The organism is Bradyrhizobium elkanii USDA 76 (assembly GCF_023278185.1).
GTDB lineage: Bacteria > Pseudomonadota > Alphaproteobacteria > Rhizobiales > Xanthobacteraceae > Bradyrhizobium > Bradyrhizobium elkanii.
Window position 1 is genome coordinate 7,699,637 of sequence record NZ_CP066356.1, and the last position, 26,661, is coordinate 7,726,297.

A 26,661-nucleotide genomic window follows, 5' to 3' on the forward strand; every position below is an offset into this window, starting at 1 on the left:
AGCTACTGCTCCAGGAACTTTCCTGATGCGATCCGCGGCCGCTCGGTGACCGGCCAGTTGTAGAGATAGGTCCACGCCTCGCGCGTGCTGCCGTCGGCGAGCGTGACCTCGAGCAGTTCGCGGACATATTCGGTCGGCGGCGGAAAGCCTTCGCCGCAGGCTTCGTACATGTCGAATTCACGCAGCATGGCCTCACGCTCACGCAGGCAGAACAGTTCGCCATGCACGATGTCGGCCGGATCGTCCGACACGACGAGGCCCGGATAATGCTTCACCAGATAGAGCCGGCCGCGACACTGCGCCGGCCCGAGGAATTCGGCATTGCCCGCGAGCAGCTTCGCCATCGGATGGTCGAAGCCGCGCATCAGCGTGCCGTAGACGAAGAGAAGGTCGGAGGTCATGGCCCTCTATGTCATTGCGAGCGAAGCGAAGCAATCCATGGCACCGCAAAGATGGATTGCTCGCTGGCGATCTCCCGTCATCCTGAGGAGCGCGGAACGCGCGTCTCGAAGGATGCACGGCCCGGCTGGTGGCGGTCGCCCCTTCGAGACGCGCTTCGCGCTCCTCAGGGTGACGGCTCTACATCAAGCCGCCGCCACCTCATCGGTCACGACGACGAACCTCGTCAGCGTCATGCGGCCGAAGCTCGTGGTGAGGGCGACGTCGGCGGCGTCGCGGCCGGTTGCCATCAGGATGCGGCCGATCCGCGGCGCGTTATGCCGGGCGTCGAAGGTGTACCACTGGCCCGACAGATAGACCTCGAACCAGCCGGAGAAATCCATCGGCGCGGGGTCCGGCGGCACGCCGATGTCGCCGAGATAGCCGGTGCAGTAGCGCGCCGGAATGCCCATGCAGCGGCAGAAGGTGAGCGCCAGATGCGCGAAGTCGCGACAGACGCCGGCGCGGCTCTCATAGACATCGTGCGCCGACTTCATGTGATGGGCGTGCTGATAGCCGAACGTCACGTGGTTGTGCACGAAATCGGTGATCGCCTGCACCCGCGCCCAGCCCTGCGATGTGCTGCCGAACAGCGACCAGGCGACATCGGTCAGCTTGTCGGTCTCGCAATAGCGGCTCGGCATCAGGTAGAGCAGCATGTCGTCGGGCAGCTGCTCGATCGGAATCTGTTGCGCCGCCGGGTTGACCACATCAGGCAATCCGGAATCGCGCACCAGCGCGCTGCCGCGGAAGGTGACGCCACCGCTGGGGGCAACGAGCCGCCCGCAGACATTGCCGAAGCCGTCGCGATAGAGGCCGATCGGCACGTCCGGTTCGGTCGAAAGGCGCTCGGCGCCGACGATGTCGGCGTAGCGCGACGGATGGATCGACAGCATGATCACCATCGGGGTCGGCTGCGCCGCCGTGTAGGTGATCTCGAAGCCGACCTTGATCTGCATCGTCAGGCCGTCTCCTGCTCCGCATTCTCGCCGACCGAGACCACCTTGATGTCGACATCCATGCCGAGAAAGGCGTCCGCCGCGCCGAGATAGACGCCGTGCAGCGGGATCGCCTGACGCGGGTCGCGCGCCACCGCGACGCGGATCAGATCGCGCGTGCCGACGATGCCATTGGTCGGATCGAACTCGATCCAGCCCGCGCTCGGCAGATAGACCTGCACCCAGGCATGGGTCGAGCCGCCGCCGACATAGCCGTGCGCGCTGCCGGGCGGCATGGCGAGATAGCCGGAGACGAAGCGCGCGGCGATGCCGAGCCGGCGCAGCGCCTCGATCATGAACAGCGCATAGTCGCGGCAGGTGCCGGACTGCGTGCGCAGCGTATCGAGCGGATGCTGGGTGCCCTGCTCATAGCGCTTGCGATAGCTGAACGCCTCGCGGATGCCATGCGTCATGCCGCTCAGGATCTTGAACGTCGGCGTCGGCGCCTCGACATCGAGAAAGCGCCGCGCCCAGGCCGACAGCTCGCCGTTCGGGTCGCCATATTGCGGCGTGATGAACTGCTGCAGATCGGGGAATTCCTCGTCGTCGTAGAGGAACGGATAGAAATAGGCGGGATCGTCCGGCGTCAGCGCGAACGTATCGGCCGGATTGTGCTCCACCGTCGCGGTCGAGACAAAGGACAGCGTGTCGGCGCGCTCGTCGAAGGCGGCGATCGCCATGCTGTTGCCGAACACGTCGTGAATCCAGCGCAGCGACATCGGCTGTGGATCGATCACAAGTGCGCTGTCGAGCACGCGCAGATCATGGCCGTCACGGGGGCGCAGCATGATGCGATGTTCGCCGAACGCCACCGGGCGCGCGTAGCGATAAACGGTCTTGTGATGAATGGTCAGCAGCGGCATCTTCAAACAATCATCGTGATTTCGGACCGCATAATCTATAGAGAAAGCTGCCCGATTCCAGATCAGCATGCCGCCCGAATAGGCAAAGTTGAGGAAAAAAGCCCTTGAATTACGGAGGCGGTCCATCGTTCCTGCTCGCGAGCACCGACGCTTCACCGGTTCTTGAACACAATGCCGGCGGCCGCTCACCGTTCCTGTTCACCTGCGACCACTACGGCAGGCTGATTCCCTCTCCGCTCGGCGACCTCGGCCTGCCCGAGGATGAGCTGGTGCGGCACATCGCCTGGGACATCGGCATCGCCGGCGTCGCAACCCGGCTCTCGGAGCGGCTCGACGCGCATTTGATCGCGCAGCGCTATTCGCGGCTCGTGATCGACTGCAACCGTCCGCCGCATGTCGCAAGCTCGATCCCGCTGATCAGCGAGGCCACCACGGTGCCGGGCAATGAAGGCCTGTCGCGCGAGGCCGCCGAGATGCGCCGCGCGCAGATCTTCGATCCCTATCACAAACGCATCGACGAGATCATCGACGCGCGTACGCGCCAGGGCCTGCCGACGGTGCTGGTGTCGCTGCACAGCTTCACGCCGGTCTACGCCGGCATCGCACGCCCCTGGCACATCGGCACGCTCTATCATCGCGACACGGTGCTGCCGCCGCTGCTGCTGAAACGTCTGCGCGCCGAGGGCGATCTCGTGGTCGGCGACAACGAGCCCTATGCGGTCAGCGACGAGACCGACTACACGATCCCCGCGCATGGCGAGACGCGCGGCCTGATGAACTCGGGCATCGAGATCCGCCAGGACCTGATCTCCGACCAGGCCGGCGAGACCGCATGGGCCGAACGGCTGGCGCGCATCCTCGGCGAGATCGACGCCACGCTGCGCGCGGAAGCGTTGGTCTAGCGACTAACGGTCAGCCAGGGCGTGGCCTCTAGCCCGAAGCCAGCTCGACGTGCTTTAATTGGCCGGGTTGAACTTCCAAGTTAGGGTAGTCCGTGGCGCCCGAGCGAGTGGAAAGACGACTGGCAGCAGTGCTGGCGGCAGATGTCGCCGGCTACAGTCGCCTGATGGGAACCGACGAGGAAGGCACGCTCGCGCGGCTCAAGGCGGCCAGAAAGAATCTCATTGATCCAACGATCGCCGCTCATCGCGGCCGCATCGTCAAAACAACCGGCGACGGCATGCTTGTCGAATTCGGCAGCGCCGTCGATGCCGTGCGCAGCTCCGTAGAGGTTCAGAGCAGGATGGCGGAGCTCAACGCATCCGCACCGCAGCAGCAGCGGATCGAATTTCGCATCGGCATTCACGTCGGCGACATCATCATCGACAACGACGACATCTTCGGCGACGGCGTCAACATCGCCGCGCGGCTGGAGAACATCGCGGACCCGGGCGGCATATGCCTGTCTGACGACGCCTACCGGCAGATCCGGAGCAAGGTCGATGCAGCCTTCGAAGACATGGGCCAACAGAACCTGAAAAACATCACTGAACCGATCCGCGCCTGGCGAATGAAGACTGGCGCCAGAACTTCGCCTGAGCGCCATCCAACTCCCGCCGGATCGCGCCACGTGCGCCCGTTTTCGGGAAAGCCTTCCATCGCGGTGCTGCCGTTTCAGAACATGAGCGGCGACAACGAGCAGGAGTATTTCGCGGACGGGATCGCGGAAGACGTCCTTACGACCCTGTCAAAGATTCAGGAATTGATGGTGATCGCTCGCAATTCGAGCTTCGCGTTCAAGGGGCAGAACAGGGACATTCGCGAAATCGGGCAGATCCTGGGCGCTCGTTATCTGCTGGAGGGGAGCGTTCGAAAGATCGGCAATCGCATCAGGTTGACGGCGCAGTTGATTGATGGTCGAGACGGCGGCCATCTCTGGGCGGATCGCTTTGACGGAGACCTGGACGACGTGTTCGATCTCCAGGACCGAATTACGCAAGAGATCGTCGAAGCGCTTGAAGTGCAGTTGACGGTCGGCGAACGCGCAAGGGTGTGGCGAAAACGCTCGGGCAGTCCGCTGGCTTATGAGTATGTCTTAAAGGGACGCGCCCTGTACGTTAATTTCGCAAGGCAAACCCACGCACAGGCCCGGAAGCTTTTTGAACAGGCGCTGGAGATCAATGCCTCGTTTATGCCGGCGCTCTACTTATTGGGTCTTACCCTGACTGACCAGGCGCGCTTCGGTTGGATCAAGGATGAAAATGAAGCGTATCAAGCCGCACTGGGCTGCGCTGATCGGGCTCTCGCCGCCGACCCGAGCTTCGGGGAAGCATACCTGGTGATCGGCTATGTTCGTACCTATCAACGCCGTCATGATGAGGCTGTGGCGGCAGGAGAAACGGCGATCAGCCTCGCTCCCAGCAGCTCCGACGCCCATCACATGGCGGGCATGTACCACGGCTACGCCGGCAATTTCCGAAAAGCCGTCCTCTACGAGGAACACGCCCAACGACTCAGTCCGATTGAGCGCAACGAATCCATGGTGGACGAAGCGCGCGCAAGATTTCATCTCGGAGATTTCGCGGCGGCGCACGATATAGCCGCCCGCGTGCTGAAGCAGCGGCCGCTCTGGCTGACCGCGCAGTCGACACTCATAGCGGCGCTCTGGAATCTCGGCCGGCAAGATGACGCGCGCATGATCTCAACCGACTTGCTGGCGGGCCACCCCAATTTCAGCCTGGCCCGCTGGGCCAGGCTGCTGCCGTATCGCCGACAAGGCGACCTGGACGCACTGGTCAACCCGCTACGCATGGCGGGGCTCCCGGAGTGAAAACCTGTCATCTTACAATGCCGTCGCGACGCCACACGCCAGACACCTGCGCGGCCGCGACTGCTTGTTCGATTGCCGGTTCGGGCGCATCTCCGCGGATGAGGCACCGCAGGGATCGGCATATTCCGATCGGATCGGCTTTCTGATTGCGCGGCCGGTTCGAGGCGCGATCAGGCGAACCCGATCAATTCGGCTGGCGCCGCCAGATGAACACCAGATAGAGCAGCACCGGCAAGCCGAGCCCGGCCCAGGAGACCGCATCCCACCAGCCGTCGCCGACCAGCGCGCTGATCAATCCGACCGTGCTCACGATCGCGATGACGAGCGGGGCGGCAAAGATCTGGGTCAATGAACGATGCGAGACCATGCTGACGTCACGACGATAATGCGGGGTTGTCGATGGAGGCGGCGTTGGCGATCGCGCGTTCCTGGCTCACGCCGGCCTTGCGGCGGCGCATCCACAGATACACGCCGGTCACCAGGATGAAGATGGTCAGGATGTCGAGCAGCGCCCAGACGATCTTGAGCGGCATGCCGCCATAGTCGCCGAAATGCAGCGGCTGCGAGACGAACAGGGTCGTCACATACCAGGGCATGTCCCTCGTGTCGGTCAGCTTGCCGGTTTCCGCGTCGATCAGCGCCGGCTTCAGCAGCCGCGAGGTCAGCGGCGTATCGCCGTGCAGGAACACCGCGTAGTGGCTCTTGCTGCTGAACAGGGTTCCCGGGAAGGCGACGAAGCTCGGCGTCATGCCGGGCACCGCATGGGTGGCCACTTCGACCGCCGCATTCAGCGAGGTCAGCTTCGACGGCACCGGCCGGTCCTTGTACTGCGCGGTCATTTCGGCGAGCTGGCCGAACTGCCACATCTTGAGCACGAGATCGGCCCAGGTGTTGATGACCCCGGTGAAGCCGACGACCAGCGTCCAGGCGACCAGCAGGATGCCCGCGAGATTATGGACGTCGAGCCAGCGCACGACGCGGGTCCGCCGCGCGCGATAGGCGCCGAAGCGCAGCTTCCGCATCGACGGCGCGTAGACGACGATTCCGGAGATGATCGCGACGCAGAACAGGATCCCCATCAATCCGAGGAACAGCTTGCCAGGCAGTCCTGCGAACATGTCGGTGTGCAGCTTCAGCATGATGTAGGTGAAGCGGCCGGTCACATCGGGCGCATCGAGATAGGCGCCGCTATGGGTGTCCATCCGGATCAGCAGATTGTTGGTCGGATCGGCATCGATGGTCGGACCGACGCTGACGAACATCGCGCTCGGATCGTCGCGATCCCAGATCAGGAAGTGAGGCACCTTTCCGGGCGCCTGCGCCAGCGCGTTGCCGAGCAGACGGTCCAGATTGGCCGGCGGCGTGCCCGGCGGCACGTCGGCCGGCTTGACCTGACTGTGCAGGAGATCGTCGATCTGCTCGTGGAAGATCAGCGGCAGGCCGGTGATGCAGAGCAGCAGCATGAACAACGTGCAGATGAGGCTGGTCCATTTATGGATAGCGCCCCATCGCCGCAAGGATCTGGTCGTCGCAGTCAATTTCGTTACCTAGTTCCAGGTGTACTTCATCGTGCCCAGCACCGTGCGGCCATTGCCGAGGCCGCAATAGGGAAGTCCGGTGAGGCAGGATGCAACGTAGAAGTGGTCGGTCAGGTTGGTCACGTTGACCTGTGCCTTCCATCCCTTCAGGTCCGGCCGCAGATAGGCGAAGTCGTAGCTGACCGACGCATCGAGCAAGGCATAGGAGGGAATGACAAAGGTATTGAAGTTGTCGCCGTAGGTCTCGCCGACATAGCGCACGCCGAGGCCGAGCCCAAGGCCCGCGAGCGCGCCGTCATACCAGGTATACTTGCCCCAGACCGCGCCCTGGTCCTGCGCCGTGTTCATCATGTACTTGCCGGCATAGCCGGCGATGCTCGTCGTCACCCGCGGATCGAGATGGGTGTATCCCGCCGTGATCTCGAACTCGCGCGTCAGACTGCCCTTCAGCTCGAGCTCGAGGCCGCGGACGCGCACGGCATCGGTCTGCACGTTGAAGAGCGGGTTCAACGGATCGGCGGTCAGCACGTCCTGCTGACGGATATCGAACGCCGCCGCCGTCACCATGAAGTTCGAGCCATTCGGCTTGAACTTGACGCCGACTTCCGCGCCCTCGCCCGTCGTCGGCCTGAACGACCGGCCGGCGCTGTCGGCGCCGAGGTTCGGCGTGAACGAGGTCGCGTAGCTGGCATAGGGCGCCAGGCCGATATCGAACAGGTAGCTCAGGCCGATCCGCCCGGTTTGCGCCGAGTCATCGCGCGAATAATGGCCGGCCGGCGGATAGAACGCCTTGCTGGTGAAGCCGGAGCTGACCCAGTCCTGGCGGCCGCTCATGGTCAGCGTCCAGCGATCGAGCTTGATCTGATCCTGCAGATAGGCGCCGAGCTGCGACTGCCTGTCGTCGCGCAGAATGAACGGCGCCAGCGAGCTGGCCGACGGAACGGCGGTACCGTAGACCGGACTATAGGCATCGATCGGCGCAATCGGCGTCGTGCGATAGTCGGTATTCGCCCACAGATCGAAGTAGTCGACACCGGCCAGCACCTTGTGGACCAGCGGCCCGGTCGCGAAATCCGCCTGCAGCTGGTTGTCGAGCGCGACATTGGCGGCATTGGCCTTGACGTAGTTGTAGCTGCGCGCGACCAGACGATCCGTCACCATGCCTTCGGTTCGCACCGAAGCGAGGTCGTTGCTGACCTGGGTGTAACGGAGGTTTTGCCGGAACTGGAAGATGTTGTCGAAGCGATGCTCGAACGCGTAGCCGACCGCGAACTGCTCGAGATGATAGCCGTCGAGCCCGGGCTCGCCGAGGTAACGACTGTAGGGAATATGTCCGTTGGGGTTGGGCAGGAAGGACACCTGTCCCGGGACGTATTGCTGGTAACCCTTGTTGTCGACCTTCTGGTACTGCGAGAGCACGGTGAAGCTGGTGTCGTAGGTCGGGCGCCAGGTAAAGCTCGGCGCGATGAACAGCTTGTTGTCCTGAACGAAGTCGGTCTGGCTGTTGCTGTCGCGGCCAAGGCCGATGATGCGGTAAAGAAACCGGCCGTCCTTGTCGGCGGGACCACCGATATCGAAGGCGCCCTGGAAGCGATCGAACGAGCCGAACGACCCCTCGATCTCGTAATGCGGCGTCTCGGTCGGCCGCTTGCTGACCAGGTTCAACAGGCCGCCCGGATCGGATTGTCCATAGAGGCCGGATGACGGCCCCTTCAGGACCTCGATGCGCTCGAGACCATAGGTCTCGATGCGCGGCACCGCGAAGGTCGTGGTGTCGGTCGGCAGCCGCAGCCCGTCGAGATAGCGCGGCGCGGTGAAGCCCCGCAGCTTGAACTCGTCGAAGAACGCGTTGGCGCCAAAACTTTCGATCGTCACGCCGGGCGTGTAACGCAGCGCTTCGGTGATGTTCTGCGCACCCTGCGCCTGGATCTGATCCTGGGTGACGATCGAGATCGACTGCGGCGTCGTCAGCACCGGGGTGTCGGTCTTGGTTGCGGTGACGCTCTGGCTGGCGAGATAGCCGGTGACCGGCCCGTTGCCGCGCTCGCCGCCGCCACCCGCCCCCGATGATGGAACGCTCTGCGCTTGCGCGGGCGCCCGGTTCGCGATCGATCGCGGCGTCGTGCGCGCAGGACGCGCCGCGCGTCGCGCCGGCTGCGTTCGCCGCGCCTGCTGTTGTTTCGGCGCCTCGACCGTCACCGGCGGCAGCGCCGATTGCGCAACGCTTTCACGCGGCATCACCACACTCAGCACGAACAAACCGCTGCCGGCCATGTACCCGGCCGCCAGCGCAGTGCGACGAAACATCCGACCCCCATCAACTCACATCGCCTTCATCCTCGCCGTCACTAACACGATGAAAGACGTACGCAGCCGATCGGTGATTAGAACACGTCCAGTGTTGGGCTTATCGCTGATGGTGTTGCGAGCTCGCAACGTGAACGCAGCGAAACTGCGTCAATGCGCCTCAGATTTTTCGAGCGCTTCTAAGGACGATTCTAAACTGCGTTTCGCTCCGCGATACTTCGAGTCAGTTCCGCGCACAGCGATCGAACGATGCCGTGCGCGGAAGCGATGATCGCAGTTGCGGTGCTCTCGCCGAGCTCAGCCTCAGACTTCGGTGACGTGCTCCGGATCGGCGGATGCGAGCGCCGCGGCACGCTCGGCGCGCGGCGGATAGATCCAGACGGTGTTGATCTCCCGCTTGGTCTTCTTGGCGACGTCGCCGACCATCTCGACCTTGCGCTCCCAGCCGCGGGTGAACAGCGCACCGACTTCGCCGAGGTCGAGGCAGGTGACATAGGCCTTCTGGTGATACGGCTTGGTCGGGACACCGAGCAGCTCGGCCGCGGCGTTGTTGCCGGCAAACGCGCCCATCCGCGTCGCGTGCTGGCACGACATCAGCGCGTAATTGCCGACATCGTCGCATGCGGCGCGCGCCGCATCGCCGGTGGCGAACACGCCCGCGACCGACGGCACGCGCAGATCGCGGTCGACCAGCAGCCGGCCGAAATTGTCGCGTTCCGCCGGGATCTGCGTGGTCAGCGGCGCGGCGCGAATGCCCGCTGCCCAGACCACGGTCGCAGCCTCGATATGCTCGCCGTTAGACAGCGTGACGCCGGACTTGCTGACCTCGGCGACGCCGGCGCCGAAGCGGCCCTCGACGCCGAGCTTGCGCATCGCGTCCTCGATGATCGGGCGCGGGCCCTCGCCCATGTCGGGCGCGATCGCGGCATTGCGATCGACGATGACCACGCGCGGCGTGGCGTCCTTGCCGAGGATCTCGCGCAGCCGCGCCGGCATCTCGGTCGCGGCCTCGATGCCGGTGAAGCCGCCGCCGGCAACGACCACGGTGTCGCGGGTCACCGAAGCCGGCTGTTTGGCGAGGCCATGGAGATGGCGGTCGAGCGCCATCGCGTCCGCAAGATTGTCGACGCTGAAGCCATGCTCGGCGAGGCCGGGTACGTTCGGACGGAACAGCCGGCTGCCGGTCGCCACCACAAGGCGATCGTAAGGCAGCGTCTTGCGCGCGTCCTTGGCGGTGACGATCTGCACGGTGCGGGCCTTGGTGTCGACGGCCTCGGCGCTGCCCTGCACATAGACGACGTCGATCGCGTTGAAGACGTCGAGCAGCGGCGCGGTCAGCGTCTCCGGCTTCGGCTCGTAGAGCCGCGGTCGCACCACCAGGGTCGGCTCCGGCGCGACCAGCGCGATCTCGAGCTCCTCGGGCGAGACGCCCTTGATGTCGCGCAGGCGGGCTGCGGAGAGCGCGGCGTACATGCCGGCAAAGCCGGCGCCAATGATGACAATTCGCATGGGTATCTCCTCTGGGTTGACAGTCTCTGATGTCCGCGCGTTGCCGCCGCGTGCGGCGAAGCCTGTCGCGACCGGCGACGCGAAGAGGTGAAAAGGCGAGCGCCTATTGCCGGGCGCAGTTCGACAGGAACGGCGTGCGCGCCCCGGGCATGCACGCTGCGCGGCAGGCTCTCGCGCCCGACAGCGATCCATGCTGAAGGCCGATCGGCAGCGCGGCCCCCGGGAGCCAGTCCCGGTAGCGCAGCGCCTGCGCCAGCGCATCGGCATCCTCGCCGGTTGCCGACGTGAAGCGGACGGTAAGCGTAAGTCCATACATCAGGGCAGTCGCGAGAACCCGGCGTCGCCGCGTGACCGCAAGGGAGCTACCGAAATCCTTCCAGGCCATCGCTTGTCTCCGTTGTTGGCATGGGCGCCACGGTGATCTAGCGAATTGGCCGTATGAGTGCCCCAGAGCGATTGCCCGACCTGAAGAGCGATTGCGGCTAGAGCATTTTCGGTTCTTCTCGAAAGCGCTCTACCGCAGACGGCGCCGCCAATCGCTCGGGGTTTCGCCGGTCAGCTTCCTGAACGCAGCCGCGAACGCGGTCTGCGAACTGTAGCCGAGCGCCGCCGCGATCGAGACCACGGATGCGTCGGTGTCGCGCAGCATGTTCATGGCCTGCTCGAGCCGGTGCTGGCGCAGCCAGGCGTGCGGCGAGAGCCCGGTGCTTTCCTTGAAGGCCCGGCAGAAGTGAAAGCGCGACAGGCCGGCCTCCGCCGCCAGCGCCCCGAGCGAGACGTCCGCATCGCTGTCCGAGCGCAGCCGCTCGATGACGCGGCGCAGCGCCGTCGGCGCCAGACCGCCCACGGTCGCCTGAACCGTGGCAGGCACGCCGGCATGCGCCGACAGCAGGCGCGTGGCCAAAAGATCCGTCAGTTGCTGCCGGAACAGCGCATCCAGCGCGGCGCTGCCCTCGAGCGCATCAGCGGCGCTCAGCAGCAACCGCGATGTAATCGGATCGGGGTGCCCGGTGCGCTCCAGCAGATCGCCGGGAGCCGCGGTGTCGGCTTCGCCGGCGACGCGCGCCAGCGTCGCATGCGGAAGATAGAGCTGAACGACATGCAAGGACTGGTGAATATCCCAGCGCGAGGTCGAGCCGGCCGGAATGATCGTCACGACCCCGGACCGCGCCGTTCCGATCGAAGCCACCTTGCCGGTGCGCCGCTCCAGCCGCTGCGAGCCGGCGGGATAGCTCATGACGACATGGTCGACCATCGGCCTGACCACGTCGTGCAGGGCGTCATGCTTCCAATAGGCGATCGCGCCGCTCGACGGGTCGGCCGCCAAGCGAAGCGGCTGCGTCTTGAGCACGCGGGCCATCTCCTGGCCGGCCGGGCAGCGCGGACCGGCCGGCGCCTCGGCCTGCCGCGGATCAGATGCGGCGGACGAATCCCGCAAAGGATCGTGCAGGATCGGCTTACTCATCACCTGTGCTCGCGTTTGAAGGCTCATGCGCTCCCTCCTTGCGGGCCGGTCTGTGGGACCGGTGAGGCGCGGAACTGCCCGCCGGACCTAAGCGCCGTGCAGTTCGAATGTCTTTCCTGAAACGGCCATGCTTTGCCCAATTCTGCGCCAAGCGCAGCGCTGCGACATTTCTGTGTCGGGCACGGCCGATCGAACCAAGGCAATTGAAATCGCTCTGGAATCGCTTGGCCGCGATTGGCCGGCAGGTCGTTCATGATTGCGTGAGCGAACTGGACTGCGCCGCAGCCATCCCGGATAATGAGTGACGGCTTCGCAGGATGACTGACAGGTCCCTGCCCGGTTGCACATCAATGATGGACTCAACGCGCATGACACAGGCGGGCGCCTACGGGCAGCGGCTCGGGCAATTCCTCCGCCTGAAGGACACGCCGCCGGCGCTGATCACGCGCACGCTGCGCAGCGCCGAACTCGCGGTCACCGAAACCCGGGACGACAACCCGGTGCCCGGCCTGTCCGGATCGCTCACCGCCGAGGATGCCTTTCTCGTCAGCCTGAAGCTGCACGATTATCTGGACTGCGAATTGTGGGAGGGCGGCAAGTGCCTCATGAAGCGGGATATCCCGGCGGGCGCGACGTATCTCTACGATCTCAAGCGCGATCCGCGCTACGTGATCGACAAGCCGTTCCACTCGCTGTTCTTCTATCTGCCGCGCTCGGCGCTCACCGATTTCGCCGAACAGACCGGTTCGCCGCACATCGGCGAACTGGCCTGCGAAATCGGCAACGGTCACGACGACGGCGTCATTCGCCATGTCGGGGCGCTGCTGCGCGAGGGATTGCGCCGGCCGGAGGAGACCAACCAGCTGTTCATCGATCACATGATGCTGGCGTTGACCGCGCACGTCACCCGGACCTATGGCGGACTACAACACCCGACCAGACCGACCCGTGGCGGCCTCGCCGCCTGGCAGATCAACCGCGCCTGCGAAAAGCTCGAGTGCGACCTCAGCGGGAAGATTTCGCTGAAGCAGATCGCGGCCGAGCTCGATCTATCGGTCGGCCATTTTTCGCGCGCCTTCCGCATCTCCACCGGCCTGCCGCCGCACCAATGGCTGCTTCAGCAGCGCCTGAAGGTGGCCAAGCAGCTGATGGCGGCGCGCGACCTGTCGCTGTCCGAAATCGCGATTTCGGCCGGCTTCGCCAATCAAAGCCATTTCACGCGGGTGTTTTCCGCCGTGGTCGGCGTCAGCCCGGCGGCGTGGCGGCGCGAGATGCATCGCCCTGCGAAAAGCGAGAGCTGAACAGCGCCACGTTCAACCGGCCGCCGCGGCTTGCACGGCATGCTTGGCATGCCATTTGGGGCCCGGTCCGCGCATGTAGTGCAGCTCGGGCCGGTAGGGATCGCGAATTCGCGCGATCAGATTCTGCAAGCCTGTCGTGATCGCGTTCCAGCCGTCGCGCAGAGGGAGCAATGATGCGTGCGGTGACAGCATGGCACCCTCTCAGTGCGGCTTGCCGAGAACGGATGCGAAGGACAGAATCACGATCTCCTCGCCGGACTCGTCGCTGACATGCACGACCCAGTCGCGCCAGTCTTCCAGGCTGACCGTTGCGATCAGCGATCGCATCATGCACGTCGCCGCCTCGCAGGCCTCCGAGAGGCTGGTCACCGAGGTGCCGCGGCGATCCATCAATACCCCGTGCGTGGTCGAGCAATGGAAGAAGACCTGGGTCATGTGCGTATCCTCGCAAGCTCCGGACGAGAAGGCTCGCCTTTGGAGCTCTACGTTTCTTGGACGCGACCATCCGGAAGGCGGTTCACACCGGCGCCGGCGGCGCGGCGGCCTCGCGAAATGGTGATCAAGCTCCAGCATCGCCTCCTCACCAAATCGCGATTTGACAGTTTTTCTATATTTGTCAAAATCGTCAAATGGGACCGAAAACCCGCATTCTCGATGCCACCATGCTGGTGTTCCGCCGGCACGGCTTTCGCCGCTCCTCGATCGAGCAGGTCGCCGAGGCGGCCGGCCTGACGCGGCAGGCGCTCTATCACCATTTCGAATCCAAGGAAGCGCTGTTCCGCGCCGTGATTGAGCGCGTGCATGAATCCGCGATCGCGGCCGAGGAGACCGCCGTTGCCGCGGCCGAGACCGCGGGCGACGATCTCGGCAACATCCTCGCCGCCGGCATGACCGCGCGGATGTCGACCATGATCGGCTCGCTGGACGGCTCGCCGCATCTCGAGGAATTGTATTCCGAGCACCTCGTGCACGCGCGCGACCTCTACCAGACCTACGCCGCGCGCTATGCGGAGCGCATGGTCGCGACGATCACGCGGGTCGTGCGCAAGCAACAGCTCGCGCTGCCGCAGGACCTGTCGCCGGCTGAATTCGCGCGGCTGGTCGAGATGGCGATGTACGCAGCGAAGTCGCAATATCCGGCAATGCAGCCGGCGGACGCATTCCTGAAGGACATGGCGATCATGGTGCGGACGCTCTGCGCCGGCGCCACACCGAAATCCAATCCGAAATCGCAGAAACCGCCCGTCAAGAAGGCGGCAATCCCCAAAAGGCCGACACGCAGGACAAGCGGAGGACATCCATGAGCACGACGACCGTCAATGGCCGCGTCGAATCCCTGCCCGACGATCCCGATGCGCTCTTGATCGACATCGTGCGCGACCGGCTCGAGCTCACCGGCACCAAGCTGGTGTGCGGCGCCGGCGTTTGCGGCGCCTGCACCGTGCTGGTCGATGGCGCGCCGGTCGCAAGCTGCCTGATGCCGGCGCACGCCGCCGCCGGCAAATCGGTGACGACGGTGGAAGCCATCGGCGCGTCCGGGCTGCATCCGGTGCAGAAGGCATTCATGGCGCATGACGCCTTGCAATGCGGCTTCTGCACGCCCGGCTTCATCGTGGAAGCGACCGCGTTCTGCGACAATTGGCGCGCGACCAGGGGAACGGCGGTGCCGTCGCGCGAGGAGATCGGCGCGGCGCTGTCGGGCCATCTCTGCCGCTGCGGCGCCTATGACGGGATCTTCCGCGCGGTGGCGGATGCCTGCGCCGGCCGCTTCGACGGGGATCATGTCACGGCGCCCCGCATCGAGGCGCGCGACAAGGTGACGGGCGCGGCGAAATACACCGTCGATATCCATCATGACGACCAGCTCGAAGGCCTGATCCTGCGCTCGCGCGAGGCGCATGCGCGCATCACCACGCTCGATCTCGCGCCGGCGCGCGCGCTCCCCGGCGTTGCTGCGGTGTCGCTGCTCGGCGACGACCGGATCGTGCGCTATGTCGGCGAGCCGATTGCGGCGGTCGCCGCAAAGGACCGCAAGAGCGCGCTTGCCGCGCTGGCCGCGATCAAGCTGACCAGCGAGCGCCTGCCCGCCGTGGTCGGGCTCGACGCCGGACGCAAGGACGATGCGCCGGTCGTGTTCGACAAGGCGAGCCGCAAGCGGGCCGGCAACGTCTCGGAAGCGGCCGGCGGGCCGGCGCCCTGGAAGCAGAATATCCGCGGGCCGACCGCGGTGTTCTCGACCCGCGCGAAAAAGGCCCGCAACTGGGTGGATGAGGCGCGGCAGGCCAACAGCAAGCTGCTCGTCGAAGCGACCTTCCGCACCGCCACGCAGCAGCATGCCTGTCTCGAGCCGCACGCCGCGGTGGCACGCTTCGACGGCGACCGGCTGACCCTGCATGCCTCGACCCAGCAGGTGTTTCACCTCAAGGAGCAGATCGCCAAGCGCTACAAGCTCGATCACGACAAGGTCCGCGTGATCGCCGACCACGTCGGCGGCGGCTTTGGATCGAAGGCGAGCCTCGGCACCGAGACGATCGCCGCGATCGAGCTCGCGCGCGCGGCGAAGGCGCCTGTGAGAGTCGCCTACGACCGCCAGGAAGAACTCTCCGTCGCCGGCTACCGGCCGGCTGCGGAGTTGAAGGTCGCGCTGCTGCCCTCCGACCAGGGCGGCCTGAAAGCGCTCTCCGTCACCGCGCACGCCGATACCGGGGCCGCGACCAACTCGACGATCGCGGGCCTGGCGCGGCTGATCTATCCGGCCGAGGCGAAGGATCTTTCGGATTTCGACGTCATCAGCAATCTGCCGCCCGGCGCTGCCTTCCGTGGCCCCGGCGGTCCGCCGATGGCATTCGCCGTGGAGCAGGCGATCGACGAGGCCGCGCTGCGGCTCAACGTCGATCCGATCGCCTTGCGCAAGAAGTGGGATCCCGATCCCAACCGTCAGCGACTCTACGATTGGGCATCCGGGCTCGAGATCTGGAGCAATCGCAAACCGGCGCAGGACGGACGCTATCGCCGCGGCATCGGGGTCGCGACGGGCTACTGGCTCTATCTCTGGCAGCCCAAGGTGAAGGTCGAGGTCGCGGTCAAGGGCGGCCGCATCGTCGCCAGCACGGCGACGCAGGACATCGGCACTGGCACCCGCAGCGTGCTTGCCGACACGATCGCGCGCGAGTTCGATCTCGAACCCGGCGAGATCGATGTGCGGATCGGCGATTCCTCGCTGCCCGAAGGCCCCGGCTCCGGCGGCAGCCGCGTCACCGCCTCGGTGATGCCGCCGACGCTGCAGGCAGTGCGGAAGCTGAAGGCCGCGATGCTCGAACAGGCCACGCGAAAGCCGGCGCCCGGCTCGAACGCGCCCTGGCGCGAGTTGATCGCACGCTCGCCCGACATCGCTGTCGTGGAGACGCGCGGCGAGGACGGCAAGAACACCGCGCCCGGCATCCGCTCGCCGCTGCGCGAAGTCGGTTTGATGGGCATGGTGTTCGGCTGGATGATGCGCCGCTTCTCGAACATCGCGGTCGGCGCCGGCGTGCCGAGCTCGGTGCAGGTGATCGAGGTGGAGGTCGACACCTGGCTCGGCCATGTCCGCGTACTCAACGTGCATACCGGCATCGCGGTCGGCAGGATCGCCTCCCCCGCGCTGGCGCGCAGCCAGGCCTGTGGCGCGGTGATCCAGGGCCTCGGCTACGCACTCTACGAGGCGCGCGAGCTTGATCCGACCAGCGGCGACGTCCTGACCGCGGGAATGGAGGATTACCGCATCCCCGGGATCGCCGACACGCCCGAGATCGATGTCCATTTCGACGAAGCCGGCTTCGACCATGTGCTCGGCAACAGCGTCGGCATCGGCGAGGCGTCGACGGTGCCGACTTCGGCCGCCGTCGCCAACGCGATTCACAACGCGATCGGCGTCCGCCTCACCGAGATTCCGATCCGGCCCGACCGCATCGTCGCCGCGCTGAAAGGGAGGAATGCCGCATGAGTGTCGCGACTGCTGACGTCATATCCGCGCCCGAATTCCGCGCCGCCGGCACCGATCTGTCGGAGCGCCGCCGCAGCGGCCTGTCGTGCGGCGCGATCATCGATCTCGCCGCCAGTCCCGACACGATCGGTGTGGCGTGGAATGCGGACGGCTCCGCCCGCATCGGCGCCCTGACCACGATCGCTGCGATCGCATCCGATCCGCGACTTGCCCAGGCTTACCCCGGCATCGCCGCCGCCGCGCTGGGCCTCGCCACGCCGCAGATCCGGCACATGGCGACGCTCGGCGGCAACCTCGCGCAGCGCTCGCGCTGCTGGTATTTCCGCAATCCGCAGATCGCCTGCCTCAAGAAGGGCGGCGCCGACTGTCCGGCGCGATCCGGCAACCATCTCTATCACGTCACGTTCGATCTCGGCCCATGCGTCGCGCCGCATCCATCGACGATGGCGATGGCGCTGCTCGCCTATGATGCGAAGGTCACCACGGACCGGCGCAGCGGCTTGTCGATCTCCGACCTGCTCGGCGACGGCAGCAACGGCGCGGCGGACAATCTGCTTGCGTCAGGTGAACGGATCGAGCGGATCGAACTCCCCGTTCCGCTGGCCGGTGAGCGCGCGCTGTACAAGCGCGCCATCAGCCGGACGCATGCGGAATGGCCGCTGGTCGAGATCTGCGTGCGGGCGGTGATCTCCGGCGGCGCGTTCCAGCAGGTCCACATCGCCGCCGGCGGCATCGCCCCGGTCCCGCTGCGGCTTGCCGCATCCGCGGCGGCGCTGCAGGACAAGCAGATCAGCGCGGCGACCATCGCGCAGGCCGCCGAACTGGCGACCTCGGGAGCCAGGCCGCTGCCGATGACGGGATACAAGCTCGAGCTGCTGACGGGCCTCGTGCGCGACGTCATCGAGCGGATCGTGGCGTAGGATCGAGCGCCTTTTCGCACTCCTGAGGCGACGTCTGCTATGGAAGCGCGCTGATCCCGGAATTGTTATGCCGGAATGCCCGCCTCACACAGCACGGCGACCATGCGGTCGCCCCATTCGACGGACTTGGTCGGAAAATTCTGCCGCGCGTAGGAAGCGCGGAGATCAGGCCGCAGCTTGAGCAGGCGGCCGGCGATAGCGCGCGCCTCGTCGAGACGCCCCGAGCCGACTTCATTCATGATCAATGCGCTGAGCGTGTGCGCATCTTCGCCGATCACCAGCGCCTTGGCGGCGGCCGCACGGCCCTGCTCATACTGACCGAGCATGAAATGCGCGAAGCTGATTCCATTCCACATCGACGCCCGCCCGGGATCGATCGGGCTGAGCTGCAGCCTACGCTCAAAACTTTCGATCGCGCGTGCCGGCTGGACGCACATGAGCGAAATCCAGCCGCGATATCCCCATGCCGCAGCATCGTTCGAATTGAGCGAGATCGCCTCTTCGATCATGGTCTCAGCGCGATCGTAGTCGTGGCCGAGATAGGCAAACATGTGAGCCGCGCGCGCCAGCACGAACGGATCGTCGCTGGCCAGCGCGCAGGCGAACTCAGCGATCCGCAGCGCCTCTGCCAACTCCTCCGCGCCGGGGGGCGTGCCGCGCGTGGTCTGCTTCAGCAATGACGAATAGGCCAGCATGATCTGAGCAGCCGCATAATTGGGATCAAGCGCGCAGGCCTTGTTGAACCACTCGCCGAGTTCGGTGACGCCCCACTTGGAGCGGTCCGCATATGCCGCAATGCCTCTCAGGAAGAGATCGTAGCTGTCGAGACGATCGGTCGGCTTGCTTCGGGTTCGTTCGATCTCGCTCTGCTGGATTTTTGGCGCTATCACGCTGACAACATTTGCGGTGACCTGGTCCTGCAGGTCGAACACGTCCTTCAGCTCACCGTCGAACCTGTCCGCCCAGAGATGCGTACCGCTGCCGGCCTCGATCAGTTGCGCGGTGATCCGAACGCGGCCGCTCGACTTGCGCACCGAACCTTCGAGCACGTATCGCACACCGAGTTCGCGCCCGACCTGCTTGATGTCGACGGGCTTTCCCTTGTAGGTGAAGCTTGAATTGCGCGCGATCACGAACAGCGATCTGAAGCGCGACAGCGCCGTGATGATGTCCTCGACGACGCCGTCGGCAAAGTATTCCTGCTCCGGATCGCCGCTCATATTCTGGAACGGCAGCACCGCGATGGAAGCCTTCTCGGCAAGCGCTGGTGAGGAAGCCGGAACGGTGAAGGCATGGTTCACGACCGTAGTCGCAGCCGCTGGAGAGGCGCCGCCGATGAGAAGCCTCCAAGCACGAATTGGCTCCGCAATATTCTTCAGGAGCTGCGGCCCCAAGTCCTCGAAGGTCGCATCGACCTTGCCGCGAACTTGCCGTTGCGCGTCGTCGGAGATGCAGACCCCGCCCGGTTCGGCAATCCCCTCCAGGCGCGCTGCGATGTTGACGCCATCGCCAAAGATATCGTTGTCATCAAAAATGATGTCGCCGATGTGGATTCCGATTCGGAATTCGAGCCGCTGCTCCGTTGGTACGGCAGCATTCTGATCGGCCATTCGACGCTGAACTTCTACGGCGCTGCGCACCGCATCGACGGCGCTGGCGAATTCAACGAGTATTCCGTCGCCGGTCGTTTTGACGACGCGGCCGCGATGCGCAGCCAGCGTCGGATCGAGCAGCATCCGCCTGACCGACTTCAGCCTGGCCAGGGTGCCTTCCTCGTCGATTCCCATCAGCCGGCTGTAGCCGGCGACATCCGCCGCCAGAACCGCTGCCAGACGCCGATCCACGGTAGTCAAGGCCTGCCCCCAGACGATGGGTTAGCGTTCGTCGCGGATCAAAGCATGGCCGACGGCCTCCGGGCTAGAGCAAACGTCTGCGAAGTTTGCCGACGCCGGGAATCGTGGCCTTGTCGGCGACGATTTTGAGCCTATCGCCCGGCGGCTTCAGCGCGCCCGGGTCAGCGCCAGCCAGATGCCGCCGCCGATCATGAAGCCGCCTGAGATGCGCGACATCAGCCGGGTCCGCTCCCTGGAGAAGAACTTGCGGGCGCGGCCGGCCGCTAAGGCGTAGGCGGCGTCGGTCAGCACAGCGGTCGCCATGAAGGTGAGGCCGAGCAGCGCCACCTGCGGAACGTGCGGCTTGTCCATATCCATGAACTGCGGGATGAAGGCGCCGAAGAACACCAGCACCTTCGGGTTCGAAAGCAGCACCAGAAAGCCCTGCAGGAAGAAGCCGCCGCGCGGCGGCGGCGGCGTGTCGTCGGTGCTGACGCCCTCGACCGGCGAGCGGATCAGCTTGAAGCCGAGCCAGACCAGATAGGCGGCGCCGGCAAAGCGCACCCAGTCGAACCAGTAGCCCATCGTCGCCATCAGCGAGGTCAGCCCGACCGCGACCGTGCCGATCACGATCGCAAGTCCGACCTGCGCGCCCAGCACGTTGGTGAGCGCCGCGCGCGTGCCGTAGCGCAGCCCGTTGGCGATCACCATCGTGACGATCGGACCGGGCAGCAGCGCCAGCGCGATGCAGGCGGCGACGAAGGCGAAATAGGCTTGCAGGGACATGGGGAGCTCGTTTGTTTCTTATCGTCATTATGCACGAGAGTGGCAGACATGGAAGCGCGTCGGCTCCCTCGCCCCGCTCTTGCGGGGAGAGGCTTGGGGTGAGGGGCTCTGTCCGCCAGGCGGTGCGAGTCGTTAGACCTGTACCCCCTCACCCGGATCGCATCTAGCGATGCGATCCGACCTCTCCCCGCAAGCGGGGCGAGGTGAAGAGAGATCACGCTCAACGGCCTTCCATTGCCGCGATCATCCATGCGCTGACTTCGCGCCCCTCCAGAAATTTCAACGTCGCGGCTTGCACGCGCCCAACATCGCCCCTGCCCTGCGCCGCCACCGCCATCAGATCGCAGCGATGCGACACGGCGATCCCGATCGCAGTGCGATGTCCATCAAGGTCATAGACCCTGATCCGCCCCGGCATGTCGGCCACCCGGACGATATCGCCCGCGTTCAGCGGCACGAAGCGCGGGCTGATCATGTCGACATCGGCAACGCGGTCGACCTCGTCGTCATCGGCGACGCCGCTGTCGCAGTTGCAGAAGCCGAGTTTCGGCCGGAGATAAACCTCGACGTCGCCGCCGCACTCCGCCGAGCCGCAGCGGAAGGCGCGGCCGGCAGGCCAGCCGTCGCGCGGGAACGGCCAGGCGATTTCACGCCACGCAGCCGCGCCCGGCGGCGCCATCTCGTAGCCGGCAACGACGGAGAGCCCGCCGAGCACCAGGACCATCGCCGCGATGACCGGCCATGAGCGCATCATCGCGCGCTCACGGCAGACCGGCAATGGCGCGCGCCGCGCCGGTCAGTTCGAGAATATGCAGTCCGGTGTTGGCGCGATCGACCGCATAGATGTGGCCGCGCTCGTCGGTCTCGACATTGTTGGTCTGGATCGCGATCTTGCAGCGGTCCTTGCCGTCGATGGTGACACAGCGCTTGTCGGTCACAGCCGTGATGGAGGGAATGAAGTACCCCACTTCCTTCGGATGATAGGGATCGCGGATGTCGAGCGCGCGGACGCCGGCGTTGAAGAAGGCGATGAAGGCCAGCTTCTTGTAGTAGACCGGCGCCATGCTCTCGTTCGACGAATGCGAGCCGAACCGGCCGCCGCGCTCGCAGAACGCGCCGGAGGCCTCGGGCACCGTGTAGCTCGAGATCAGCATCGGCCGCGCCTCGGTGGTGACGTCGGCGAACCACACCATCTGCCGCGCCTCGCCGCATTCGTTCTGGATCGCTTCGTCGACGATCATCACGATGTCCCTGGTCTTGCCGTCCTTGTCATGGGCGAATTCGGCGATCGGCATGCCGGGCATCGGAAACACCGTGTGCGCGCCGTTCATGGCGGACAGCGGCATCCGCGCGATCTCCGGGTATTTCAGATTGTCCGGCGTCGGCTGCTTCGGTCCGTTCAACAGCTTGTCGCGGTCGACGATCTGCAGGAAGCCGCCCTTGTTGGTGCCGTAGCCGAAATAGACGCGGTTGCCTTGCGGCCCGGTCGAGATCGGCCCGTGCAGTTCGGTCGGCACCGCGCCGGTCGCGCCCGGCTCCTGCCCGGGCAGGCCGAAGTCCCGGATCTTCGTTGGCTGCGCGGGATCGGAGAGATCATAGACCTGCGTCATGCGCCGCGTGCGCCAGTCCGGCGCGCCCGACACCAGGAAGGCGATGCCGGTGCCGCATTCCCAAAAACTCTTGTGCGTGTCCTTCAACCCGCCGATCCGGGTGACGAGCACCGGATTGGCGGGATCGGCCACGTTCCAGATTTCATGCGCCTCGCTGCCGAAGGTGCGCAGCATGTAGACCGCGTTGCGGTCGCCCTTCGGCAGATCCTTGCCGTCGCAGATCCGCACCATCTGCGCGCCGCCGGATTCATACCTGCCTTCCTGTCCGGGAATGTGCCGCAGATATTTCGGATGCGCGGGATCGGTGACGTCGACGATCGAGGTGCCGTTCGGCTCGGCCTTGCCGGTCATCGGGTTGACGGGATCGGGAATGTCGTCGGTGCCGCCGTGATGGCCGATATAGGCGATCCATTTGTCGCCCTGATGATGGATGGTCGGCTGATAGGCGCTGCGCGCCTGCAAATCGTTCGTTCCAACCAGCCTCATGTTGGAGGCTTCGGGCGGGTCGCCGATCTTCTGCTGGGCGCTCGCACCATTCGCGAGCAGGACAAGAACCAACGTGCAGCAAACTGCCGTAACGCGACCGCCCATGCGCACCACCCAATGTTCCACACCAATCTGCGTTGGCTGCCGGTGAGGCTAGCACGGCGCTGCCGGCCTCCAAACACACGCTCTTGACATGCAACCATTTGGTTGCCTATTATCCGACCCATGGATGAAGTCTTCAAAGCCCTCGCGGATGCCTCACGGCGAACGCTGCTTGACCGGCTTCACGATCAGAACGGGCAGTCGCTCGGTGAGCTCTGCGACGGTCTCGAGATGACGCGTCAGGCCGTCACCAAGCACCTTGTGATTCTCGAGGAGGCCAACCTCGTCACCACGATCAAGCACGGCCGCGAGAAGCTGCACTATCTCAACCCGGTTCCGATCCATCAGATCGGCGAGCGGTGGATCAGGAAGTTCGAGCGCGGGAAACTCGCCGCGCTGAGCGAGTTGAAAAGACAATTGGAGAAGCGTGATGAGTAAACCGGACTACGTCTACGTCACCTATATCGAGACCACGGCCGACAAGCTGTGGCACGCGCTGACGTCGAGCGAATTCACCGAACGGTTCTGGTTCGGCTATCGCGCCAGCTCCGACTGGAAGGTCGGCTCGCCTTACCATCTCGCCAAGGACGGCCGCCGCGCCGTGCAGGGCGAGGTGCTGATCGCCGATCCGCCGAACCGGCTCGCCTATAGCTGGGACGTGGTGAAGGAAGGCGTAGAGCGCGAGGGGGTCTCGCGCGTGACCTTCGACATCGAACCGCACGGCGGGGTCGTCAAGCTGATCGTGACGCACAACAACCTCGGTCCGAAGACGCTGCGCGACATCTCCGGCGGCTGGCCGATGGTGATTGCAAGCCTGAAGAGCTTCCTGGAAACGGGACACGAATTGCCGACCGACCTGCTCACGAGCTCCGCCAGGGAGGCCTACCATGCCTAAGCCCGAGTTCGCCTACGTCACCTACATCGAGACCACGCCGGAGAAGCTGTGGGACGCACTGACCAGGAGCACGTTCACGCGGCAATACTGGTTCGACACCGAGCTGCAATCGGACTGGAAGGTCGGCTCGCCGCTCGCGCTGGTGATGGGCGGCAAGACCACCGACACCGGCGAGATCCTCGAGGCCGATAGGCCGCGGCGCCTCGCCTACACCTTCAAGCACGTGCTCGACGAGGACATGCGCAAGGAGCCGGCAACCAAGGTGGTCTTCACGCTCGAAGCCCATGGCAAGATCGTGAAGCTGACCGTGACCCATGAGGGCTTCGGCGCGGGCAGCAAGCTGCTCGACGGCATTTCCAAGGGCTGGCCGGCGATCCTGTCGGGGCTCAAGAGCCTGCTCGAGACCGGCAAGGCGGTCACCATCCCGCCGGCCGCGCTCGGGATCGACGGCTTCGAATGACAATGAAAATCTATCGACGGGTACGAACGGACATGAACATCGAGAAATTCAAACCGGCGATCGTCTATGCGATCTACATCGCCGCCGCGCCCGAGAAGGTGTGGCAGGCTTTGACGACTGCCGAACTCAGCCGGCAGTACTTCTCCGGCAACGCGGTCGAGGTCGATCTGCGGATCGGCGGCGCCTACATCGTGCGGACGCCGGACGGCGCGCTGCACATCTCCGGCGAGGTGATCGAGTGCGATCCCCTGAAGCGGCTGACCGTCACCTTCAACGTCAACTGGCCGCAGCTGGTCGAAAAGCTCGGGCCGACGCTCGTCACTTACGAGATCGAGCCGGCCGGCGACGGCGTGAAGCTGACGCTGCTGCAATCGCATGACCGTCCGATCAGCGACGACATCCTGTCGGGCGGCCGCACCGGCTGGCCGGCGATCCTCTCCAGCCTGAAGAGCCTCGTGGAGACCGGCAAGGCCATGGTGATCCCGATGCAGCCGCCAGCGCGCATGATGGCCGCGCTGAAGCAATTGGGCATTGCGATGCCGTCGTGAGGATGGCGATACAGCCATCCCATACTCCGCCGTCGTCCCGGCGAAGGCCGGGACCCATTACCACCGCTCCAGGCGGTTGGAGTTCGCTGGGACCACAGCGTCGCAAAACACAAGCATTTGTGGTTGGGTCCCGGCTTTCGCCGGGACGACGGCGGAGAAAACTACCCCAGCGCCCTCAGCTCCCGCCGCAGCACCTTGCCCGTCGCCGTCATCGGCAGGCTGTCGGCGAACTGCACGAAGCGGGGATATTCGTGGGCGGCGAGCTGGACCTTGACGAACTCCTGGATCTCGCGCGCCAGGGCATCGCCCGGCGCGTAGCCCGGCCGCAGCACGATCCAGGCCTTGATCGATTCGGTGCGGATCGGGTCGGGAATGCCGACCACCGCCGACATCGCGACCGCCGGATGCTTCATCAGCGTGTGCTCGATCTCGGACGGGCCGACGCGATAGCCGGCCGTGGTGATGACGTCGTCCTCGCGGCTGACGTACCAGAAATAGCCGTCCTCATCCTGCACGCCGAGATCGCCGGTCAGCAGGAATTCGCCGGCATATTTCTTCGCGGTCGCTTCCGGATTGCGCCAGTACTCGATCATGGTGCAGGGGCACGGCTGGCGCACGCCGATGATGCCGCGCTGGCCCCGCGGCAGCTCCTCGCCCTTCTCGTTGACGATGCGGACGTCGAAGCCGGGCGTGGCGCGGCCCATCGAGCCCGGACGGATCGGAAACAGGTTGGAATTGCTGCCGATCACGAGATTGCATTCGGTCTGGCCGAACACCTCATGGGCGTCGATGCCGAAGGTGTCGCGCACCCAGTCGAGCAATTCGCCGCCGAGCGACTCGCCGCCGGTGAAGATGCTGCGCAGCCTGACGCCGGAATTTTTCACATTGGCCTGCCGCATCAGCTTCAGCGCGGTCGGCGGCAGGAACACGTTGCGGATGCCGAGCTCGGCCATCATTTGCATCGCCGCCTGCGGCTCGAACTTGCGGGCGCGGTGCCCGACCATCGGAATGCCGTGGTACCAGAACGCGAACAGGCCGTTGATCAGGCCGCCGATCCAGGCCCAGTCGGCCGGCGTCCACATCAGGTCACCTGGCCGTGGCAGGAAGTTGTGGCACATCTCGACATTGGGCAGATGGCCGAGCACGACGCGATGCGCATGCAGCGCGCCCTTCGGATTGCCCGTGGTGCCCGACGTGTAGATGATCAGCGCGGGATCGTCGGCCGAGGTGTCGACGGTCGCGAACTCCGGCGACGCCGACTTGATCGCGCTCCAGAACGGCTTCGTCCCCGCCGGCGTCTTTTCGCCGACGATATAGACGCTCTTCAACTCGGGCAGGCGATCGCGGATTTTCGCGATCTTCTCCCAGCCTGCTTCATCGGTGATCACGGCCTTGGCCGCAGAATTCGATAACCGGAATTCGAGCGCGTCCTCGCCGAACAGCGCGAACAGCGGGATCGAGATCATCGCGGCGCGAAACGCCGCGAGATGCGCGACCGGCAGTTCGAGCGATTGCGACAGGAACACCGCGACACGGTCGCCGCGCACCAGCCCGTCGGCTGTCAGCACATTGGCGAAGCGGCGCGAGGCGTCCGCCACCTCGTCAAACGAGGTGCGCGTGGTGCCGCCATCCTCGTCGACATAGACCAGCGCGAGCCGCCCGGTACCGTCGGCATGGCGGTCGCAGCACGCGGTCGCCATGTTGAAGCGCGCGGGAACGTCCCAGCGGAAGTTGCGATAGAGCTCGTCGTAGGTTTTGGCTTCCTGAAGCATGGCGGCAGATTAGAGCCTTTTCCGTTCCGATGGAATCGGCACGGGCGCCAGATTCTCGTTTTGACGGGTTTTCTTCACG

The 26,661-nt window shown here is 65.2% G+C and carries 26 protein-coding genes and 1 pseudogene; 10 read left to right on the forward strand and 17 right to left on the reverse strand.

Going from position 1 to position 26,661, the window contains the following annotated elements; all coding sequences use genetic code 11:
- Positions 1–2: 2 nt before the first annotated feature.
- The 3 genes from JEY66_RS36410 to JEY66_RS36420 form a co-directional block, all read right to left on the reverse strand.
- Positions 3–401, reverse strand: a complete 399-nt coding sequence (locus tag JEY66_RS36410) for a gamma-glutamylcyclotransferase family protein (RefSeq protein ID WP_016839680.1) — start codon at positions 399–401, stop codon at positions 3–5.
- Positions 402–584: 183 nt separating this feature from the next.
- A complete protein-coding gene (locus JEY66_RS36415; protein WP_016839681.1) occupies positions 585–1,397 on the reverse strand; it encodes a transglutaminase-like domain-containing protein in 813 nt (270 codons plus the stop codon).
- Between the two features lie 2 nt (positions 1,398–1,399).
- The gene (locus tag JEY66_RS36420) at positions 1,400–2,299 is read right to left on the reverse strand and encodes a transglutaminase family protein (RefSeq protein WP_016839682.1); all 900 of its coding nucleotides are present in this window, start codon (positions 2,297–2,299) and stop codon (positions 1,400–1,402) included.
- Between the two features lie 104 nt (positions 2,300–2,403).
- Between JEY66_RS36420 and JEY66_RS36425 the strand changes: the two genes are divergently transcribed.
- Positions 2,404–3,201 carry an N-formylglutamate amidohydrolase gene (locus JEY66_RS36425; RefSeq protein WP_016839683.1) on the forward strand — a complete coding sequence of 266 codons (798 nt, stop codon included), beginning with the start codon at positions 2,404–2,406 and terminating at the stop codon, positions 3,199–3,201.
- Between the two features lie 128 nt (positions 3,202–3,329).
- Positions 3,330–5,069 carry an adenylate/guanylate cyclase domain-containing protein gene (locus JEY66_RS36430; RefSeq protein ID WP_240537190.1) on the forward strand — a complete coding sequence of 580 codons (1,740 nt, stop codon included), beginning with the start codon at positions 3,330–3,332 and terminating at the stop codon, positions 5,067–5,069.
- Positions 5,070–5,253: 184 nt separating this feature from the next.
- Here JEY66_RS36430 and JEY66_RS36435 read toward each other — a convergent pair whose 3' ends face one another.
- From JEY66_RS36435 to JEY66_RS36460, 6 genes are all read right to left on the reverse strand, one after another.
- Positions 5,254–5,436 (reverse strand): hypothetical protein, encoded by a 183-nt coding sequence (locus JEY66_RS36435; protein WP_016839685.1) that lies wholly within the window; start codon positions 5,434–5,436, stop codon positions 5,254–5,256.
- Between the two features lie 7 nt (positions 5,437–5,443).
- Complete coding sequence (locus tag JEY66_RS36440; RefSeq protein WP_050994010.1) at positions 5,444–6,568, reverse strand: PepSY-associated TM helix domain-containing protein; 1,125 nt, start codon at positions 6,566–6,568, stop codon at positions 5,444–5,446.
- Positions 6,569–6,616: 48 nt separating this feature from the next.
- On the reverse strand, positions 6,617–8,881 hold the full coding sequence (locus JEY66_RS36445) for a TonB-dependent siderophore receptor (RefSeq protein ID WP_016839688.1): 2,265 nt from the start codon (positions 8,879–8,881) through the stop codon (positions 6,617–6,619).
- Positions 8,882–9,217: 336 nt separating this feature from the next.
- Entirely contained in the window at positions 9,218–10,423 is a 1,206-nt protein-coding gene (locus JEY66_RS36450) for an NAD(P)/FAD-dependent oxidoreductase (protein ID WP_016839689.1), read from the reverse strand.
- Positions 10,424–10,526: 103 nt separating this feature from the next.
- Entirely contained in the window at positions 10,527–10,808 is a 282-nt protein-coding gene (locus JEY66_RS36455) for a hypothetical protein (RefSeq protein WP_016839690.1), read from the reverse strand.
- A gap of 129 nt (positions 10,809–10,937) precedes the next feature.
- Entirely contained in the window at positions 10,938–11,888 is a 951-nt protein-coding gene (locus JEY66_RS36460; RefSeq protein WP_018269829.1) for a helix-turn-helix transcriptional regulator, read from the reverse strand.
- Between the two features lie 368 nt (positions 11,889–12,256).
- Here JEY66_RS36460 and JEY66_RS36465 point away from each other — a divergent pair, with 368 nt between their 5' ends.
- Positions 12,257–13,189, forward strand: a complete 933-nt coding sequence (locus JEY66_RS36465) for a helix-turn-helix domain-containing protein (protein WP_016839692.1) — start codon at positions 12,257–12,259, stop codon at positions 13,187–13,189.
- A 12-nt stretch (positions 13,190–13,201) separates the two neighbouring features.
- On the opposite strand, the gene JEY66_RS36470 is transcribed toward JEY66_RS36465, so the two are convergent.
- Together JEY66_RS36470 and JEY66_RS36475 are read right to left on the reverse strand one after the other, a co-directional pair.
- Positions 13,202–13,381: a hypothetical protein gene (locus JEY66_RS36470; protein WP_016839693.1), complete on the reverse strand. Its 180-nt coding sequence runs from the start codon at positions 13,379–13,381 to the stop codon at positions 13,202–13,204.
- 9 nt (positions 13,382–13,390) lie between these two features.
- Complete coding sequence (locus tag JEY66_RS36475; RefSeq protein ID WP_026192268.1) at positions 13,391–13,624, reverse strand: DUF6894 family protein; 234 nt, start codon at positions 13,622–13,624, stop codon at positions 13,391–13,393.
- 194 nt (positions 13,625–13,818) lie between these two features.
- Here JEY66_RS36475 and JEY66_RS36480 point away from each other — a divergent pair, with 194 nt between their 5' ends.
- The 3 genes from JEY66_RS36480 to JEY66_RS36490 are packed head-to-tail and all read left to right on the forward strand — an operon-like array spanning position 13,819 to position 18,091.
- Positions 13,819–14,493: a TetR/AcrR family transcriptional regulator gene (locus JEY66_RS36480; protein WP_016839695.1), complete on the forward strand. Its 675-nt coding sequence runs from the start codon at positions 13,819–13,821 to the stop codon at positions 14,491–14,493.
- Entirely contained in the window at positions 14,490–17,171 is a 2,682-nt protein-coding gene (locus tag JEY66_RS36485) for a molybdopterin-dependent oxidoreductase (protein WP_018269827.1), read from the forward strand. The genes JEY66_RS36480 and JEY66_RS36485 overlap by 4 nt, the downstream gene beginning before the upstream one ends.
- The gene (locus JEY66_RS36490) at positions 17,168–18,091 is read left to right on the forward strand and encodes an FAD binding domain-containing protein (RefSeq protein ID WP_018269826.1); all 924 of its coding nucleotides are present in this window, start codon (positions 17,168–17,170) and stop codon (positions 18,089–18,091) included. Before JEY66_RS36485 ends, JEY66_RS36490 begins: the two co-directional genes overlap by 4 nt.
- A gap of 65 nt (positions 18,092–18,156) precedes the next feature.
- Here the strand turns inward: JEY66_RS36490 and JEY66_RS36495 are convergent, their stop codons facing one another.
- From JEY66_RS36495 to JEY66_RS36515, 5 genes and pseudogenes are all read right to left on the reverse strand, one after another.
- A complete protein-coding gene (locus JEY66_RS36495; RefSeq protein ID WP_240537193.1) occupies positions 18,157–19,392 on the reverse strand; it encodes a tetratricopeptide repeat protein in 1,236 nt (411 codons plus the stop codon).
- A 135-nt stretch (positions 19,393–19,527) separates the two neighbouring features.
- Positions 19,528–19,878: pseudogene (locus JEY66_RS36500) on the reverse strand (adenylate/guanylate cyclase domain-containing protein); the annotation flags it as partial.
- Positions 19,879–20,091: 213 nt separating this feature from the next.
- Positions 20,092–20,709, reverse strand: coding sequence for a LysE family translocator (locus JEY66_RS36505; RefSeq protein ID WP_018269825.1), 618 nt, complete (start codon positions 20,707–20,709; stop codon positions 20,092–20,094).
- A gap of 220 nt (positions 20,710–20,929) precedes the next feature.
- Positions 20,930–21,463, reverse strand: a complete 534-nt coding sequence (locus JEY66_RS36510; RefSeq protein WP_018269824.1) for a hypothetical protein — start codon at positions 21,461–21,463, stop codon at positions 20,930–20,932.
- A 7-nt stretch (positions 21,464–21,470) separates the two neighbouring features.
- Positions 21,471–22,910, reverse strand: coding sequence for an LVIVD repeat-containing protein (locus tag JEY66_RS36515; RefSeq protein WP_026192267.1), 1,440 nt, complete (start codon positions 22,908–22,910; stop codon positions 21,471–21,473).
- Positions 22,911–23,030: 120 nt separating this feature from the next.
- On the opposite strand from JEY66_RS36515, the gene JEY66_RS36520 reads away from it, so the two are divergent.
- From JEY66_RS36520 to JEY66_RS36535, 4 genes are read left to right on the forward strand one after another with little or no spacing between them, the layout of a single operon-like run.
- Positions 23,031–23,345, forward strand: a complete 315-nt coding sequence (locus JEY66_RS36520) for an ArsR/SmtB family transcription factor (RefSeq protein WP_016843330.1) — start codon at positions 23,031–23,033, stop codon at positions 23,343–23,345.
- A complete protein-coding gene (locus tag JEY66_RS36525; protein ID WP_016843329.1) occupies positions 23,338–23,802 on the forward strand; it encodes an SRPBCC family protein in 465 nt (154 codons plus the stop codon). Before JEY66_RS36520 ends, JEY66_RS36525 begins: the two co-directional genes overlap by 8 nt.
- Complete coding sequence (locus JEY66_RS36530) at positions 23,795–24,262, forward strand: SRPBCC family protein (RefSeq protein WP_016843328.1); 468 nt, start codon at positions 23,795–23,797, stop codon at positions 24,260–24,262. The genes JEY66_RS36525 and JEY66_RS36530 overlap by 8 nt, the downstream gene beginning before the upstream one ends.
- A gap of 32 nt (positions 24,263–24,294) precedes the next feature.
- Positions 24,295–24,810: an SRPBCC family protein gene (locus JEY66_RS36535; RefSeq protein ID WP_016843327.1), complete on the forward strand. Its 516-nt coding sequence runs from the start codon at positions 24,295–24,297 to the stop codon at positions 24,808–24,810.
- Between the two features lie 161 nt (positions 24,811–24,971).
- On the opposite strand, the gene JEY66_RS36540 is transcribed toward JEY66_RS36535, so the two are convergent.
- Entirely contained in the window at positions 24,972–26,582 is a 1,611-nt protein-coding gene (locus JEY66_RS36540; protein ID WP_016840700.1) for an acyl-CoA synthetase, read from the reverse strand.
- Positions 26,583–26,661: the final 79 nt, after the last annotated feature.